The 18250-nt window shown below is 38.5% G+C and carries 15 protein-coding genes; 8 read left to right on the top strand and 7 right to left on the bottom strand.

The window, feature by feature from the left end; translation table 11 throughout:
- Positions 1-603 precede the first annotated feature (603 nt).
- The 5 genes from FTT84_RS11180 (at position 604) to FTT84_RS11160 (ending at position 7015) form a co-directional block, all read left to right on the top strand.
- Positions 604-1356: an electron transfer flavoprotein subunit beta/FixA family protein gene (locus FTT84_RS11180; RefSeq protein WP_180057203.1), complete on the top strand. Its 753-nt coding sequence runs from the start codon at positions 604-606 to the stop codon at positions 1354-1356.
- 18 nt (positions 1357-1374) lie between these two features.
- On the top strand, positions 1375-2307 hold the full coding sequence (locus FTT84_RS11175; RefSeq protein ID WP_180057201.1) for an FAD-binding protein: 933 nt from the start codon (positions 1375-1377) through the stop codon (positions 2305-2307).
- Positions 2308-2696: 389 nt separating this feature from the next.
- Positions 2697-3227 carry a hypothetical protein gene (locus FTT84_RS11170; protein ID WP_306669491.1) on the top strand — a complete coding sequence of 177 codons (531 nt, stop codon included), beginning with the start codon at positions 2697-2699 and terminating at the stop codon, positions 3225-3227.
- Between the two features lie 291 nt (positions 3228-3518).
- Positions 3519-6500, top strand: a complete 2982-nt coding sequence (gyrA, locus tag FTT84_RS11165; RefSeq protein ID WP_067765346.1) for a DNA gyrase subunit A — start codon at positions 3519-3521, stop codon at positions 6498-6500.
- A gap of 74 nt (positions 6501-6574) precedes the next feature.
- The gene (locus FTT84_RS11160; protein WP_067765344.1) at positions 6575-7015 is read left to right on the top strand and encodes a DUF3887 domain-containing protein; all 441 of its coding nucleotides are present in this window, start codon (positions 6575-6577) and stop codon (positions 7013-7015) included.
- A 66-nt stretch (positions 7016-7081) separates the two neighbouring features.
- Here the strand turns inward: FTT84_RS11160 and gltP are convergent, their stop codons facing one another.
- Positions 7082-8377 (bottom strand): glutamate/aspartate:proton symporter GltP, encoded by a 1296-nt coding sequence (gene gltP, locus FTT84_RS11155; protein ID WP_067765341.1) that lies wholly within the window; start codon positions 8375-8377, stop codon positions 7082-7084.
- 462 nt (positions 8378-8839) lie between these two features.
- On the opposite strand from gltP, the gene FTT84_RS11150 reads away from it, so the two are divergent.
- Positions 8840-9406, top strand: coding sequence for a hypothetical protein (locus FTT84_RS11150; protein ID WP_180057193.1), 567 nt, complete (start codon positions 8840-8842; stop codon positions 9404-9406).
- Positions 9407-9544: 138 nt separating this feature from the next.
- On the opposite strand, the gene FTT84_RS11145 is transcribed toward FTT84_RS11150, so the two are convergent.
- The 4 genes from FTT84_RS11145 to FTT84_RS11130 all read right to left on the bottom strand — a co-directional run bounded on the left by FTT84_RS11145 (position 9545) and on the right by FTT84_RS11130 (position 14496).
- The gene (locus FTT84_RS11145; protein WP_180057191.1) at positions 9545-10642 is read right to left on the bottom strand and encodes an ABC transporter permease; all 1098 of its coding nucleotides are present in this window, start codon (positions 10640-10642) and stop codon (positions 9545-9547) included.
- Positions 10639-11769 (bottom strand): ABC transporter permease, encoded by a 1131-nt coding sequence (locus tag FTT84_RS11140; RefSeq protein WP_180057189.1) that lies wholly within the window; start codon positions 11767-11769, stop codon positions 10639-10641. The genes FTT84_RS11145 and FTT84_RS11140 overlap by 4 nt, the downstream gene beginning before the upstream one ends.
- On the bottom strand, positions 11770-12921 hold the full coding sequence (locus FTT84_RS11135) for an HlyD family secretion protein (protein ID WP_373685015.1): 1152 nt from the start codon (positions 12919-12921) through the stop codon (positions 11770-11772).
- A 90-nt stretch (positions 12922-13011) separates the two neighbouring features.
- Positions 13012-14496 (bottom strand): TolC family protein, encoded by a 1485-nt coding sequence (locus FTT84_RS11130; protein WP_180057185.1) that lies wholly within the window; start codon positions 14494-14496, stop codon positions 13012-13014.
- Between the two features lie 347 nt (positions 14497-14843).
- Here FTT84_RS11130 and serC point away from each other — a divergent pair, with 347 nt between their 5' ends.
- Entirely contained in the window at positions 14844-15923 is a 1080-nt protein-coding gene (gene serC, locus FTT84_RS11125; RefSeq protein WP_180081173.1) for a 3-phosphoserine/phosphohydroxythreonine transaminase, read from the top strand.
- Between the two features lie 67 nt (positions 15924-15990).
- Here the strand turns inward: serC and FTT84_RS11120 are convergent, their stop codons facing one another.
- Together FTT84_RS11120 and FTT84_RS11115 are read right to left on the bottom strand one after the other, a co-directional pair.
- Positions 15991-16131 (bottom strand): hypothetical protein, encoded by a 141-nt coding sequence (locus FTT84_RS11120; RefSeq protein WP_167348722.1) that lies wholly within the window; start codon positions 16129-16131, stop codon positions 15991-15993.
- Positions 16132-16547: 416 nt separating this feature from the next.
- A complete protein-coding gene (locus FTT84_RS11115) occupies positions 16548-17480 on the bottom strand; it encodes a hypothetical protein (protein ID WP_067765324.1) in 933 nt (310 codons plus the stop codon).
- 290 nt (positions 17481-17770) lie between these two features.
- On the opposite strand from FTT84_RS11115, the gene FTT84_RS11110 reads away from it, so the two are divergent.
- On the top strand, positions 17771-18244 hold the full coding sequence (locus tag FTT84_RS11110; protein ID WP_067765321.1) for a YaiI/YqxD family protein: 474 nt from the start codon (positions 17771-17773) through the stop codon (positions 18242-18244).
- Positions 18245-18250 lie beyond the last annotated feature (6 nt).

The raw sequence follows: 18250 nt of genomic DNA, 5'->3' as shown, positions 1-18250 counted from the left end.
GAAAGTGAAGGTAGGGTTTGTTTTAATGTTAAATCTAGATTCTGAGATAAATTCATAAAAAAAGAGCGTATTTACATACGCTCTTTTTACAGCATTTTAACTTTTTTTGCTTAACTGACTGGCATTATCCTACATGTGGAGGTTTTTTCATTTTTACTTGCTTCATTCACTAGGTTTTTGAAATTGAGAACTGCTCGTTATTTACGAATTTGGCTTAATATTTGGAAAATTGTAAGCTTCTGTCTTAAATGACACGTTCTGATATGTTGCTGAATGTGTAGATAGAATGCTCTATTTCAGAAAGATTGATCGAAAAATAATATTAAATCAGAACTATTGATGAACCAAATCAAGTAAAAAAATAATAAAAATCAAAGGCTAAAAAGTAACTAAATCCCGAGCGATTTCAGATCAGTAATGTATTATTTAAAAAATGTGAACGATAAGTTCAAGGAAATTACGCTTTTTTACAGGTCTTTCGATAATTGTGACTTGACCGAAATGCCGTCCACATAGCAAGATAGGGCACCTAAAAAATTCAAAGTGAAGAGTTTAAAATAACTTTTCTCAACATTTACTTTTGCTAAAACAGCCGAGGATTACATGAAGGCTCTTGTTGCTGTAAAACGTGTGGTTGATGCCAACGTTAAAGTTCGCGTTAAGCCGGACAATAGTGGGGTTGACCTTACTAACGTTAAAATGTCAATTAACCCATTCTGTGAAATCGCAGTGGAAGAAGCGGTTCGCTTAAAAGAAAAAGGAACTGTTTCAGAAATCGTTGTTGTTTCTATTGGTCCTAAAGAAGCTCAAGAACAAATCCGTTCTTCTATGGCTCTTGGTGCTGACCGCGGTATCCTTGTTGAAGCTGACGACAGCCAATTAGGCGCGCTTGAAGTTGCGAAAATCCTAAAAGGTGTTGTTGATGCTGAACAGCCACAATTAATCCTTCTTGGTAAACAAGCAATTGATGATGACTCTAACCAAGTTGGTCAGATGCTTGGTGCACTTCTAGGTGCAGGCCAAGGTACATTCGCTTCAGAAGTTAAAGTTGAAGGCGACAAAGTACAAGTAACTCGTGAAGTTGACGGTGGTTTACAAACTGTTGAACTAGCGCTTCCTGCAATCATCACAACTGACTTACGTTTGAATGAGCCACGTTATGCAGCTCTTCCAAACATCATGAAAGCGCGTAAAAAACCGCTTGATACTAAGTCGCCTGCTGATTTTGGTGTTTCTCCTGCAACTAAACTTAAAACAGTTAAAGTTGAAGCTCCTGCAGAACGTAAAGCTGGTGTACAAGTGAAGTCTGTAGACGAACTTGTAGACAAATTGAAAAACGAAGCGAAAGTGATCTAATACAGAAGGATAAAAATCATGAGTATTTTAGTTATCGCTGAGCACGACAACAAAGCACTAAACGGTGCAACTTTAAACGTTGTTGCTGCAGCGCAAAAAATCGGTGGTGATATCACTGTATTAGTTGCTGGTTCAGGTGCGCAAGCAGTTGCTGATCAAGCAGCTAAAGTTGCGGGTGTGAGCAAAGTATTACTTGCTGACGACGCTGCTTATGCAAACCAATTGGCTGAAAACGTAGCTAAACTAGTTGCGTCTATAGGTTCTGGTTATTCACATATTCTTGCTGCGTCTACAACAACTGGCAAAAACGTGCTTCCACGTGCGGCTGCACTTTTAGATGTAAGCATGATCACTGACATCATTGCTGTTGAAGGTCCTAAAACTTTCAAACGTCCGATCTATGCAGGTAATGCGATTGCAACTGTAGAATCAGGCGAATCAGTTGTTGTTGCAACTGTTCGTGGTACTGCATTTGATGCTGTTGCTGCAGAAGGCGGTTCTGCAGCGGTTGAAGCTGCTGCTTCTACAGGTGATGCGGGTATTTCTAAGTTTATTTCTGAAGAAATCGTGAAATCTGAACGTCCAGAATTAACAGCTGCTCGTATTGTTGTATCTGGCGGCCGCGGTGTTGGTTCAGGCGAAAACTACCACACTGTACTTGATCCACTAGCTGACAAACTTGGTGCAGCACAAGGTGCATCACGTGCAGCAGTAGATGCTGGCTTCGTACCGAACGATATGCAAGTAGGTCAAACGGGTAAAATCGTTGCGCCAGAACTTTATATCGCTGTAGGGATCTCAGGTGCGATTCAGCATTTGGCCGGTATGAAAGAGTCTAAAGTGATCGTAGCGATTAACAAAGATGAAGAAGCACCAATCAACTCAGTAGCTGACTACTGGTTAGTAGGTGATTTGAACACTGTTGTGCCTGAATTAGTTTCTAAAATCTAATTTAACAACGTCGTTCTAAAAGCGCCCTTTGGTATATTTGCCAAAGGGCGCTTTTTATTTGGTTTAATTTTAAAAGGGAATTTAAAAACTGATTTCAGTTTGAATGAAGAAAAATATCAGTATATAAAAATTAAAATTTATTAATTAAAACAACTTTTATTACACAGTGTCTTAACTGATTTTGATTGTGAGTAATTCTTCAAAAACTTAAATGAATCTTAATGAATTGTATATTTAATGTTACTATTGTATTTTTATTCATCTTGCCTTTTGGCGGAGTCTCCTTTTGAAATTTGATTTTCAGTTACCAGTAAGTGCATTGGTGCTGATGATCTGCTGTCTACTTTTTTCCTTTTTTGCAAAGTATTTCTTTCCCTTTATTTGATGGAATGACTGTCACAGCAGTTGAGTCGGTCCAAGCACTTCCATTGCTTTTCTTTGGTGTGTTTAGTTTCTTTTATCTGCGTCCACTCGAAATGGAAGATGGCAAAAAGCAATTTTGGCTTTGGGCCGTTGCATGGTGGATTTTACTATTTGGGCGGAGCATAAGTTGGGGGCGTGACTATTTTCCAGATGTGCCAAAGCCTTATTTTCGTATGATTTCAATATTCTTGATTGCACCAGTGGTCTTCATGTTGTTTTCGCCACATTTGCGTCATGAAATAGCGCATAAGCTAAAGACCATGTCTTTACCTGTGTGGGCTTTGATATTGGTGTTATTTGGGCTGTTTGTGTCAGATACAGTTGAACATAGTCGTGTCTTGTCATTTGTATTTTTGCATGATGTTGCCTATAAAGACTTAATTGAAGAAGTTTATGAATTCCCATTGATCATTGGATTATTTTTGTTGTCTTATCCAATGATGTTACAAGACCGTGTAGATGTCACAGCAGATGAGCTTCAATATCAAAATGAGTGATTTTTATCACATTTAATTGCTGAATTTTGATCATTCAATCTGAAATTTATATGTCTTAAAAAAGCCTCTATAAACAGAGGCTTTTTTGTAGGTCTGAATCACAGTTTTGGTTAAAATAAATACAAAAAATCATGGTTATAGTGAAAGATGTTTAGCACAAAAAGAAGGGTTTTTATGCTATACTGTCTGACTTAATTTTTAATATTGGTTCGGTGTTTTTTGAACCGATTTTTACAGATTTTACGGTATATAAATGCGGGCAGAATTCTGCTTGTATAACAAGGAGTATGCATGAGCGTATCGGAAATTAGACCGATTGCCATTGAGGATGAACTGAAGAGCTCATATCTCGATTATGCAATGAGCGTGATTGTGTCACGTGCATTGCCAGATGTCCGAGATGGTCTTAAGCCAGTTCATCGTCGTGTGCTTTTTGCAATGCACGAATTGGGCAATGACTACAACAAAGCTTACAAAAAGTCTGCCCGTGTAGTCGGTGATGTGATCGGTAAATATCACCCTCATGGTGACTCTGCTGTATACGAAACAATTGTTCGTATGGCGCAAGATTTCAGTTTACGTTATCAATTGGTCGATGGTCAGGGTAACTTCGGTTCGGTCGATGGTGATAGTGCAGCAGCAATGCGTTATACCGAAGTACGTATGCGCAAACTCACTCATGAGTTACTGGCAGATCTTGAAAAAGATACAGTAGAGTGGGAAGACAACTACGACGGTTCTGAGCGTATCCCACAAGTCATGCCGACACGCATTCCTAATCTATTGATTAATGGCGTAACCGGTATTGCTGTTGGTATGGCAACTAACATGGCACCGCATAATATGACTGAAGTCATCAATGCGTGTCTTGCTTATGCCAATGACCCACAAATCAGCATCGAAGGTTTGATGCAGCATATTTCAGGCCCTGATTTCCCTACTGGCGGTATCATTTACGGTAAATCAGGTATTGTTGATGCTTACCGTACAGGTAAAGGCCGTCTACATATTCGTGGTAAATACCATTTTGAAGAAGACCAAAAAACGGGTCGTACTACAATTGTATTTACTGAAATTCCTTATCAGGTGAACAAAGCAAAAACGATCGAACGTATTGCTGAGTTAGTCAAAGAGAAAAAACTCGAAGGGATTTCTGAGCTTCGTGACGAATCTGATAAAGACGGTATGCGTATTGCAATTGACTTGAAGCGTGGTGAAAACGCTGAAGTGATTGTGAATAATCTATTCCAAAATACGCAGCTGGAAAATTCATTCAGTATCAACATGGTTTGTCTAGATAATGGCCAACCAAAGTTGATGAACCTCAAAGATATTATTGCTGCATTTATCCGCCATCGTCAGGAAGTGGTTACACGTCGTACGATGTTTGAATTGCGTAAAGCACGCGAACGCGGTCATATCTTAGAAGGTTTAACGGTTGCTTTAGCTAACATTGACCAAATTATTGAAACGATTAAAACTTCTGCAAACCCAGCTGAAGCGCGTGAGCGTTTACAAGCAGGTGAGTGGGCAGCGGGTAGCGTTTCAGCACTTCTTGAAAAAGCGGGTTCTGTTTCAGTTCGTCCTGATGAAATTGAAGGTGAAGATCCAAACCGTCCGTTTGGTATTGATGGTGATATTTACCGTCTTTCTCCAACTCAAGTGGGCGCGATCTTAGAATTGCGTTTACATCGTTTAACGGGTCTTGAACAAGACAAATTACACGCTGAATATACCGAAATTCTAGGTCAAATTGCTGAATACACTGCAATCTTGAATGACTTCAACCTATTGATGAACGTGATTCGTGAAGAGTTAGCGTTAATTCTTCAGCAATATGGTGATGCGCGTCGTACCGATATTGTTGAATCTCGCATCGACTTCTCTCGTGAAGATTTGATTCCTGAAGAACAAATGGTGTTAACCGTTTCTAAATCAGGTTATGCGAAAACTCAACCATTGTCAGATTACGCTGCACAGCGCCGTGGTGGCCGTGGTAAGTCTGCGACTAGCATGAAAGAAGATGATTACATTCAGCATCTGATTGTGACGTCTAACCATGCGACAGTACTTTGCTTTACCAATGTTGGTAAAGTGTACCGTCTGAAAGTGTATGAAGTGCCACAAGCATCACGTGGTGCTAAAGGTCGCCCAATGGTGAACTTATTGCCACTGGATGATAATGAAACAATTACAGCAATTTTACCTGTGATTGACGCACCGAAGAAATTTAAAGAGCGTTTAGCGGACTTTAAAGCTTTCGTAAAAGCAAATAGCGAACAACTTCAAAGCAATGAAGTGATTAATGGTCATTTCGTTGAGCTTGAAGCAGCATTGGCTGAAATTGAAGATGGTGCAGATGACTTGTCTGATGCATTACGAGTTCAGTTGAAACAGCTTGGTTTAGAACTTTCTACCACTGATCTTGATGATGAAATCATCAATGACTTCGCACAACAAGCTGAAGCGGTTCGTAAAAACTTCTATGTATTCATGGCGACTGAATACGGTACGATTAAACGTGTTGAACTAGAACAATTCTCTAATGTTCGTTCAAACGGTTTACGTGCGATTGAATTGAATGGCGATGATACTTTAATTGGTGTCGCAATTACCGATGGCGAGCAACAAATTATGTTGTTCTCAAATGAAGGTAAAGCAATTCGATTTGCCGAAACTGATGTACGTTCAATGGGTCGTTCTGCCAAGGGTGTACGTGGTATGCGCGTAACCATTGGTGCAGCACAATCAGAAGATGTTGAAGATGCAGATGTAGATTCGGATGATGAAGATACTACAGATTCAGCGTTGATCAGCCGTATTGTTTCATTAGTTGTGGTTCCAGAAACAGGTGAAGTGCTTTGTGCTTCTGAAAATGGTTACGGTAAACGTACCCCTGTAGACGATTTCCCAACTAAGAAGCGTGGTGGTAAAGGTGTTATTGCCATCAAAACTTCAGAGCGTAACGGTCAATTGGTAGGTGCAGTGGCAATCGATTCGACCAAAGAGCTGATGTTGATTTCGGATGGTGGTACTTTAGTACGTACTCGCGCATCTGAAGTGGCACAAACTGGCCGTAATGCACAAGGTGTCCGTCTGATCCGTTTAGGTAATGAAGAGCTTCTTGTTGGTGTTGTTTCGATTGAAGCAGTTGAAGAAGATGAAACTTTTGAGGAAGTTGATGCGATCGAAACTGAACAATTAGTTGATGACTCAACAATTATGGATCAAACTGAAAATGAATCGGACTTAAATGAGCCTGAAGAAGACTAAGTTCTAGATCTGAAAAGAGGGCGCTACGGCGTCCTTTTTTATCGGTGAATTTGCTAATACGATATGAGTACAACATGAGACTAAAATATTTTGCAGTTGTTTCACTTCTAGCTTTAAGTGGGTGTGATCAGATTGGTCAAAAGGCGTTAAATGCAATTCCTGACCCAAGTCAAGAGCAAGCCCAAGTAGCACAGGCGGCTTATGATGAGTTGCGTACAGGTAATTTTGATCAGTTATACACTTATTTTGAGCCCGAGCTAAAAGCTAAGTTTGTACAGAATGAAAAAGAATTGCGTAAATTTGCACGTGGCATTCCAAATCAAGAATATTCACGTAAAAACATTGTGGCTAAGCATATTGAAAAAGCCACAGATAAGCCTTCGTTGTATACTGTGACCTACGAATATGGTTATACCAATAAGAACTTAGTTCAGTACGATGTGAGTTTTGACAAGCCTGCGGGCAGTAGCAAAATTCGTGACTTTAATATTTCAGTTTTTGGTGAAAAGAATTAAACAATTGGAATAAAAGTTTTGAGATGAAAAAAAGGACGCCGAAGCGTCCTTTTTTGAGACAAATATTTATGCCGCTTTTTTCATTTCAGCTTCATAAATTTTTTGTTTTTCAGCATCGAATTGGCCTTCCCATTTACTGATCACAAGAACCGCAAGTGCGTTACCAATCACGTTCAATACAGTACGTGCCATATCTAAAATACGGTCAATACCTGCAATGAATGCAAGACCTTCAAGTGGAATACCAACACTACCCAAAGTCGCTAAAAGTACAACAAATGAAACGCCAGGAACACCTGCAATACCTTTAGAAGTAATCATTAAGGTTAATACCAAAATGACTTGCTGTGTAATGGTTAAATCAATGCCGTAGAGTTGCGCAATAAAGATTGCTGCAATACTTTGATATAAGGTCGAACCATCAAGGTTAAATGAATAACCAATAGGAATGACAAAACTTGTGATTGGCTTAGGTGCGCCATAAGCTTCCATTTTTTCCATGATACGTGGTAAAACGGTTTCAGAGCTTGCAGTCGAGTAAGCCAAAATTAATTCATCTTTCAAAATTTTAATAATTGCCCAAACGCTGAATCCACAGAATTTAGCAACTGCACCTAAAACAATGAAAATGAAGAAGAAGATTGCGCCATATACAAGAATAGCGAGTTTCAGCAATGGAACAAGTGAACTAAAACCAAAGTTCGCAACCGTTGCCGCGATTAAACCGAATACACCTACGGGTGCAAATAGCATAATCATGTGCGTTACTTTGAACATGGTTTCAGAAACAGCAGTTAATACATTGATTAACGGTTGTTTTACTTCCTGATCCAATGAGCCTAAGCCGATGCCAAACATCACTGAGAAGAAAATGATTGGAAGCATCTGACCACTGGTCAATGCAGCGAAGAAGTTTGATGGAATCAGTGAAAGTATTGTTTGAATCAAACCATGAGAGTGTTCGCTCACTTCATGTGTTGTTTCTTGATACTTTGAAATATCGACTTGCGTCAATGCAGACATATCAATGCCGGCACCAGGCTGGAATACGTTGGCTGCAATCAATCCGACTAAAATGGCAACAGTGGTAATAATTTCAAAATAAATAATCGTTTTGAAACCCAATTTACCTAAGTTGCTGCCATGGCTTGTGTTTGCAATACCTAAAATAAGCATCGAAACGACAAGTGGAATAACGATCATCTTAATCAAGTTAATAAAGATCGAACCCAGTGGGGTTAGAAAGTTACTAACTAAAGCATCACGATATTCAGGAGAATAGTGTAGGAAAGAACCAACAAGTATACCTAGAATGAGAGCAATCACGATTTGCCAAGCAAGGCTCACCTTAATCTTTTTCATACATAAGCTCTTATGTCAGATTTGGGAGGAAAAAAGCCCACAGTCATCCATGAAACAAATGCTGCAGACAGACGAAGTCAGCCTTGGCAAAAGCTTCTGAAGAATTTGGGAGAATAAATACTTGAATATTTTGCAGCTAATATGAGAATACAGCTAATATTTTTAATGAATGAACAACTGATTGGTTGTTAAATTATCATTTTTATTTAGAAATACGATTTAAATTTATACTTTTATTTATGAATATAATAAAAATGAGTTATTAATAACCAGTCTTGAAGATTTTCATTTTTGAAAAAACGAGGAAAAAATAAAGCAATTGGTACATTGAACAGAATTTATATAGTAGTTTGATTTATAATTGGGCAATAAATTAATCAGCTAAATTACTTATTTTCTAAGCCGAATATAAATTTAAGATTTCATCTAAAGATTGAATAATAAATAAGAAGGAGCCAGTAGGTGTTAAAACAATTTTTAATCATTTCATGTTTAATTCTACCGATTACAGCGTGTGAAAAAATAGGAAGTTACGTAGTTGATAAAATAGATGCAGCTTTACCTGAAGAATCAAATTTGCAGCGGCATAAAGCAGAAAAAATCTATACAGCATTGCAACAACCCAATCAAACAGACTTATTAAGTTTAGTTGAGCCAGATATACAAGACGCACTGCGGAAGGACTTAACTTTGTTCGAGCAGATGAAGTTAATGATTCCTGCTGATGAGCAAACATCAGAAGTTGACGTAATACGAACATTGGCAACGAATAATTTATCTGAAGGAAAAACCACAACTTTGGTTTATCAATTTAGCTATCCTCAATATGACGTCTATATGAGCATCGTATTTGATGGGCATGATGGTGGTGATAAAGTGCGTGGACTTTGGGTTGAGCGTGAAAATAAAAAATTAACGGATACTGCTGAACTAGATGATGCTCTAGTCAATGAACCAACATCTGACGATGTAACCCTTGCAGACCATGTTGAAGCTGCCTCAACAGTCAGCGTAAACACCTATAGTTAACTCTGTATGAAATGAGGCATTTGCTTGATCTTAATAAATGAAATTTATGTTCTTGATTCTATTTAGGCAATGTAGTCATTTTATTTCACATTTACCATAGAGCTAGGTTCTAACTTCAAAAATTGCTGCAATTGCTACTTAATTTCTCCTTTGATTTAATCGCCAATAAGCAAGGCATAAAAATACAGCTGCGACAGTAGTTAAATAAATCAGTTTTGGAATAATGAAATAAGTTGGGACACCCATTTGATTCAGCTGTATAAACATTTGAATGCCTTGGGTTGAGGGTAATAATTGCGCTATATGTTGCATCCAGATTGGCATTGCAGCATGTGGCCAAGCTGTTCCTGAAAGTAAAAAAAGTGGAATTGAGCTAAAAACGATGACATGTCCAGCTCGTTCAGGCATATCTAAATAAGTCGCTAAAAATAGCGTGATCGCAATGATACTACTTAAAAAAATCGGTACGGCAATGACCATACCCCAAAAGTTGCCGCCACGTGGATAATCATTCAACCAAAAGGTAAAGCCGAAAAGGTACAAGCAGCCAAGCGTACCAATAGTTAAGATCGTAAAAAAGATTCCCCAAAATTGTGTGGTACTTGTACGCCAAGCAAGATTTTGTCGATAGGTCGCAATGAGCATACACAGACCAAGCAAAATGGTTTGATGAATAATTAAGGGGGCAACCGCAGGGAAAATATAACTGCCATAACCGGAGAGTGGATTGAACAGTGGTATTTTATGAATGGATAGTGCAGGGCTGAATTCAGAGATATTTTGAAATTTTTCAGTATGTTCTACTAGTGCATTTTCTATTGAAGTTGCGAGACCCAAGCCAATTTTTTGGGTTTTAAGAAAGTTCGCTGCACTTAAATATAATCCGATGCCACCTGTTTCACCCCGCCGTATGCTGTTGGAAAGGTTACTCGGTAAAAGTAAAATACCGTCGGCTTGTTGCTTACGTAACATGCTTTCAGCTTCTGCAAAATTGCCTGTGATAGCACGTATTTCAACGTTAGGACTATTTGCAACAGTCGTTATAATCCGATTGGTGACCATGCTTTGTTCTTCATCGACCACAATGATGGGCAGTGACTCGGCATGTTCCGCTTGATAGGCAATTGGATAGAAAAAACTATATAGAAATACTGACAGTACGAGAGTGGTAAATATAGAGCTATGTTTAAAGATATCTCTAAACGTCTGTATATAAAATTGAAAGAAGGATGTCATTGCACGGCCTCCTTGGTGATTTTTCGAAGAAAGAACCACGCAAGTCCAAAATAGAACATGCAGTAAATCATCAATGTGATGAGTGGAGTTATCGAAATATTTAGTGGACTACCAATCACCCATTGTTCTGTTTGTAATTTTGCATAAGGTGTATAGGGAATAATGTTTGCCCAAAATTTGGTGAACATCGGTGCATTGTTTAAAGGTAAGGTCACGCCTGCGAAACTAAGTGATGATCCACCGTAGACTGCAATAAAGCCAAAAGATTTTGCTAGGTCTTTGGTTGCTAAAACGACAGTCGAGCTAATAAATGCATAGGCACTATAGAAGAATAGCTGACCGAGCAGAATGATCCATAATGAGCCTTGAATGAACCATCCACGAAATTCGATTAACCAGAACATCCATGCCCAAGTCCATAAACTGAAAATCAGCACATAGCTTAAATTTTTACTGATTAAGGCACGAGATAAACTTTGCGTTTGCGTCCAATTTTGTAACTTACCCGCTTTAATTTCTTGCCCTACAGAAAACGCCACACAGCAACAGAGGAGCAAATGTAAAATCGCAGGGATCATATAAGGTTCTAGGTAGAACTCGTAATTCAGGCCTGGGTTATATAGGGGAGAAATTTTGACATTCGGCGTTGGGGCATCAAGATAAGGAATGTTATTTTCAAAATAATGATTTCCAGTGAAATCGGCCATCGCTTGTAAAGTACTTAATAGCATTGCAGAAGAAATACTGTTGCCAACACTAAAATAGCTTTGATTATAGGCGATACTTATTTGAGCATCCTTCGCTTGCACCAAACGTTGTTCTGCGCCCGCAGGAATGTGTATATAACCCCAAACTTTTGTTTGATTAATTAATTGTTCAGCTTCGTTAACATTGGTAGTAATCGCTTTGACATTTAGACCATGATTGAGTTCTGTAAAGCGAATAATATTTTGGCTTAAGCTGCTTTGGTCTTGATCGATAATGGCAATTGCAAGGTGTTCAGGCTTGCCTTGGGAAAACATGCTGCTAAAGAGAAGTATGATTAAAGCAGGGGCGAGTGTAACCATACACAAGTCCCATTTATGCTGAATCAAATAGCGGAATTCACGTAGCATGCCCATCCACATTTAGTTGTTCTCTTTAATTTTGAACAGCACACTCATACCAACTTTAAGTCCAGGGATTTTTTGAGCTGGTTTAAGCTGAACTTTAAAGCTGCGAATATCATAACCACCCGTTTGGCGCGTAGTCTTAATGGTGGCAAATTCACCTTCAGCTTCAATATGCTCAATTTTGAAATCAGCAGATTGATTCAAAGCTGGAATAAAGCCAGTTAATGATTTGGCTTGATAAACTTGCGCATATTGGTCTTCACGGACATTTAAACTGATCCACAAGCTATCATCTTGTAGAAGGCTCACAACTGGCACCCCCATAGCAACCAGTTCTGAAACTTTGCCATAAATTTTAGACACTGTTCCCGCAGAAGGCGCAACCAGCTGTGTTTCAGCTTCTAAAGCATTAGCTTCATCTACAGCAGCTTGTGCAATTTTGACTTGTGCTTCGGCTGAGCTTTGCTGTTGAGGGGTACTGCCACGTTTTGCACGTGCATATTGTTGGTAGGATGCTTCTGTCATTTGTGCTGATGAAATGGCAGCAGCTTGCATTTCATCACGGCGTTGTCTAGAAATGACACCTTCCTTAAATAAATTTTGCCCACGTTGAAACGTCGTTTGAGCAAGTTGTTGTTGTGCCTTAAGACTTTGCCAATTAGCATACAGACTATCAATATTTTCTTGTTGAGAACCACGTTCAGTGGTTGATAATAAAGCTTGTGCCGATTGAAGTGTCGCTAGGGCTTGCTGTTTTTTTGCTTCAACCTCAGGACTACTAAACCGCACCATGGCTTGCCCAGCTTGCACTTTCTCACCGTCATGGACATAAATTTCTTCGATTCGACTTGGCACTTTGGTGCTGACATGAATGGTTTCAGCTTCTACACGGCCTTGTAATTCAATTAACTTTGGTTGATAACTTTTCCATAATCCAAATGCAATTAGGCCCACCAGTAAAATCAAAATAATCGCAATAATCAGTTTAATCATATTGGATTTTTGCTTTGGCGGCGTAGGCTGTTCAGTACTTGCTTCTGCGTGAGAAGGAGAGCTTCCTTTCTTTGATTTATTTACAGGCTCTGTGTTTGCTAATAGGCCATTATCAGTTTTTTCTTCGGAATCAATGGTTTCTGAAGATTGGTTTAAGTCTTGTTTATTCGACATTTTTTCATCAGCTCTTTCATTGTTTTCAGCTGAGGTTGTGTTTGTATTATCAGTGGATTGCTGATTCATATTTTTTTCCCTCAGTCTAAATTAACGAATAAAATCAGTTTGTGCTTGATTGGCATAACTTTGAAACTGGTCAATCGAGCCATGACTCTGTAATAGGGTGGCGAGTGACATCACATATTTATAAGCATTTAATGCCATGTCACTTTGCAATGTATTCAAAGCATTTTGTGCATCAATGACTTGGCTTGCAGTACCCATATCTTCTTTGAAAGACAATTGTTGAATCCTTAGGTTTTCTTGTGCGGCCTGCATATTCGCCAGTATCAAAGCATGACTTTGCTGAGCCGATGTCAGTTCGTTATAGGAACCGTAGATGACAGTTTCAATTTCTTGTTTGGTGCGTTCAGTCATGAGTTCAGAGGCATAACGTTGTAATTCTGCCGCTTGTATATTTTTATTTTTGTCGATGCCTGAAAAAAGATTATAGCGAGCAGCCACCCCGACAATCCAATTTTGCTTATCATCTAGACTATATTCTCCAAAGGCAAATACATTGGGTTTTTTGGCTGCACTTTGCGCTTTAACATTTGCATTTGCAAGTTGAGTGTCCATCTGTATTTTACGAATCAGACTCGATTGTTGCTGATAAGTCTTGAGTAGCGCATTGAGATTTTGATGATTCTGCTGATTAATAAATAAAGGTGTCGTTAAATCAGTGATTTCGCTACTCTGTAATAAATTATTGAGCTTAAATAGACTAGAACGCAAATTTGCTTCAGTGTTTTGCTCACTACGTTGTGCATTATTTTTTGCGACTTCAAACTGCATGCGCTGACCTCTACTGATGAAGCCTTGTCGCTCCATTTTTAGAGCATTGTCATAATGTTGCTGCATGGCTTTTAAGTTGAAACGGCTACTATCTAATAATTTTTTTTGCAGTTGCACATTAAAATAAGCCTGAATTAATTCAAAACGTTGAATGTCTTGTTGTTGCTCGGTGTTTAACTTACTTCTTTGTGCTTGGATATTCGCAATTTCTTTGGCACTGCTCGTGAGGCCACCTGTATAGAGGGGCATCATCACTGAAACAGTCGGGCGTATAACTTGGTCATCTAATACCACTTGAGATGAGTCTGGAATCAGTCCAACACCATCACGAATCGGTTGTTGTAATGCATCTTTTAGTGGAACAGCAACATCGCTTGGCAAGGTCTCATCAATTTTATTATTCACCCCCTGACTTAATGTGTGTTCTAAATTATTTTTCAATGCGCCCAAGGGCACATCAAGTTCATTGTGAAAAGCATATGCTCTGACATTTAAGTCTACACGAGGCAGACCTAAGCCTTTCATGGCTTGCGCTTGTAATTGGGCAGATTGTTGTAAGGCTTGATTGGCCTGGTTGCTATAAGAGCTTTGTAATAGTTCTTGTTCGGCTTGCGCATAACTGATGCTTTGTGCCCCAGCACTATGACTAATAAAACAAGTGGTACACGTAAGTGAGAGATACAGCACGGAAGATAAATTGAACTTAAGTTTAAAAGGCTGAATTTCAAGTAGAGGCATAGTGCTCACTCACTGCTGGTTTTGCGCCATTATAGGCGGTATTTTATATTCACGTTATACGTATAAGTAGTTGTATTGTTTCATATACATATGTAAATTTTTTGTATTGAGAGTAAGACGAACATTTTCTCTGAGCGCATAGCCTAAATTAGCATCAATCCAATCCATAAAAAATATCAGTAAAGCTAATAATTTGAAATATGAGGAAATAAAGCCAATCTTTATTGAAATTTTAACTTTAAATGTTAGACAGCATTGGAATATTTTCAGCTATATGTACTGCAAGCCCTGCCTAGATGTGGTTAAATGCCATCATTTTATTGTGTTTCACTTTGAAAGGAAAAATCATGCGCGCGTACAACTTCTGTGCTGGTCCTGCTGCATTACCAACTGCCGTATTAGAAAAAGCTCAGGCTGAAATGCTTGACTGGCATGGCAAAGGTCTTTCGATCATGGAAATGAGCCACCGTAGCAAAGACTATGTCGCTGTTGCAGAAAAAGCTGAAGCTGATCTGCGTAAACTCATGAATATTCCAGATAACTATAAAGTTCTGTTCCTTCAAGGTGGTGCATCACTTCAGTTTTCTGCAATTCCATTAAACCTTTTGGGTAAAAACAGCAAAGCTGATTATATCCACACTGGTATCTGGTCTGAAAAAGCATTGAAAGAAGCGCAGCGTTATGGCGATATCAATGTTGTTGAAGCTGGTACAATGGTTGATGGTAAATTAGCGATTACAGATCAAAGCACATGGAATTTATCTGACGATGCTGCTTATGTACATTATGCAGATAATGAAACGATCGGCGGTATTCAGTTTGCGAATATTCCTGAAACCGATAAACCATTGGTTGCTGACTTCTCATCAAGTATTTTATCGGCACCTTTAGATGTTTCTAAATTTGGTCTGATCTATGCAGGCGCGCAAAAAAATATTGGTCCTGCAGGTTTGACCATTGTTATTATTCGTGATGATTTACTAGATCAAGCTAAAGCAGAAATTCCAAGCATTTTGAAATATTCTGCGCAAGCGAAAAATGATTCAATGGTGAACACACCGTCAACCTATGCGTGGTACTTATCAGGTTTAGTATTTGAATGGTTACTTGAGCAGGGTGGTGTAGAAGCAATTTATAAAGCAAACTTGGCGAAAGCTGAATTACTTTATGGCTATATCGACACAAGCGATTTCTATGCGAACCCGATTGCGAAAGAAAACCGTTCAATTATGAACGTACCTTTCACTTTGGCAAAACCAGAGTTGGAAAAACAATTCCTGAAAGAAGCAGAAGAAAATCATCTTCTAAACTTAGCGGGTCACCGTTCTGTTGGTGGTATGCGTGCAAGTATTTACAATGCTGTACCACTTGAAGGCGTACAAGCACTTGTAAACTTTATGGATGATTTTGCAAAACGTAATGCATAATTTGATAAAGTGAAAAAAACCGGCTTAAGCCGGTTTTTTTATGCGTATGGGATGTTTAAAGTCGATGTTAAAGCACAAAATTATGTAAAAAATATGCGCAGATGAGCATGCCTAAGATAAAAAATAAGCAAGACATTGGCTCGATACGGTATCGAGATTCAATTTGATGATCGACTTGCGATAAGTTTTCTTCTTGCACGACTTTCATAGATATTCTTTCCGATCTATTTATCGTTAATTCATATTTCTTAAACGCATTTTTAACATAAATATTTGATTAAATAAAGCACTATCTTAGATAAACTTACCAAACTATTTAATTTGTTTAAAAATACTCAACCTAATACATTAAAATAGTTTCAATTTGCATATATGTTGTTTATTTTTCAGGTTTTTTAAATAATTTCATTTAGAAGTTTTGATTAATTTTGTTGTTTATTTTGAATTTAATATTGTGGATAACTTATTTTTAAAATGAATTTAAATCTGGTTTTAAATTTAAACGCTGTGGATAAATATTGATCAAAAATTAAAATATTAACTTAGTTGTTTGTTTTTATAGATAAATAAAAAACCGTCACTTTCTTCATTATTTTGAATAAAGTAACGGTTTTTGAATTTAAATTAGGCATATTTTGCGTAAATATTTGCCTGAATCCATAGGTTTCCACGAATATACTGACCGACAGTAAAATCTTTATGCGCAGCATTGCGTGTAGCAACCCTTACAATGACAGCTTCTTGGTTGTCTTCGTGAATCAAGGTCACGTCATAGAGCGTATATTCTTGATCTTTAAATTGCATATGGGTTTTACCCACAATATGCCCTTGGAACCAAGCTTCATCTTCTTGCCCTAATGTTTCACCATAGAGGTAAGCGACCATTTTTGAAAAATCTACAGTGACAGGTGCTTTGTCATCTTCAGACTTTGGCTGCCATGCTTTAATTTGTTCATGGACATCTGCAGGCGCGACACCGTTATTCGCTGCCAAAATGTCATTGAGTGCACGATGATGTTTAATCGATGCGGGATCATCGACGACCAATTGTTCATGATCGGCAACAGGTTCTAGCTCATATGCCCATGCATTAAGTTGCACGCTATATGAGGCATCTTTTTCATATTGATTGTGGTTGACACTGTACAGACTGTCAAAGGCATACACACTGGTATTCGCACCCAGATCAAGGCAGAGCACCGCTTGTGTATTAGATTTGCAGGTAATAATTCGCTCAATAGTCGCTTTGGTTTTATACGGACTATCAAAGCTTGGAAATGCCGTTTTTACCGCTTTAGGTTTATTATTTTCAACAGCAATGACCTGACACAATTGAATGCTGGCTTTGGCAGGACCTTGAATCAGCCATGAAGAAGCATCCATATCACTTTCTTGTGCACATAAGCCCATTGGCATGATTGGCGCATCGAGTGCCTGTCCTAACCATACCGGCACATCTGTCGCTGGATTACTGGTAAGTAAATTCCAATGTTCGACATGACTGCCAAAGGTTTGATCTTCAATGGTGATAATTTCAGGGCTATTTTGTTTTTTCATATGCACAATTGATGTTGGGTTGGTTTTATATATAAATCGAGGGTAATTTGTGATTTTCAAGTCACTGAACTCATATTTATCATGAAATCAGTAGATATAGATGCTTAATAGCATTTTTTTATGTAATTCAATTGGCTTATCGGGCACATTTCATTTCTAGACGATCTCAAACGCAGCATTAGTTTTTTCTCGATATAAGAGAATGCTTGTTGTATCAATTTGATCAATGCACCCAAATTGTCATGGGGATTTGTTAAACTGATCTATCTTTAATTGCTGATGGATTTTTTGTGCTGCCATTTAAACTGTGGGTGGATGCAGATGCTTTACCACGTATTTTGCGTGACGTGATTATTCGTGCGTCAGATCGTTACCAATTAGAAGTGACCTTTGTCGCGAATCAAAATGTGGGTATCACACCATCGGTACGTATTAACTCTATTCAAGTCATGAGCGGGGCAGATGCAGCAGATAAAGAAATTATTCAGCGTATGAATGAAAATGATATCGTGATGACACAAGATATTCCTTTAGCTGCTGAAGTGATTGAGCGTGGTGGAATTGCGATTCATCCCCGTGGGGAAATCTACACCACTGCGAATGTTAAAGCACGCTTACATCTTCGAGATTTTATGGATACCTTGCGTGGCGCAGGTGTACAAACGGGTGGTCCAGCGCCGATTTCTGAGCGAGATAAACGAGAATTTTCCAGTAGTTTGGACCAAACTATTCAAAAGCAAAAACGCAAAACTGCGCAGAAGTAATCCTCT

The sequence above is a fragment of the Acinetobacter sp. YH01019 genome, from assembly GCF_013420285.1.
In the GTDB taxonomy this organism is placed as follows: Bacteria; Pseudomonadota; Gammaproteobacteria; order Pseudomonadales; family Moraxellaceae; genus Acinetobacter; species Acinetobacter gandensis.
This window is presented reverse-complemented; position numbering and strand designations above follow the sequence as displayed.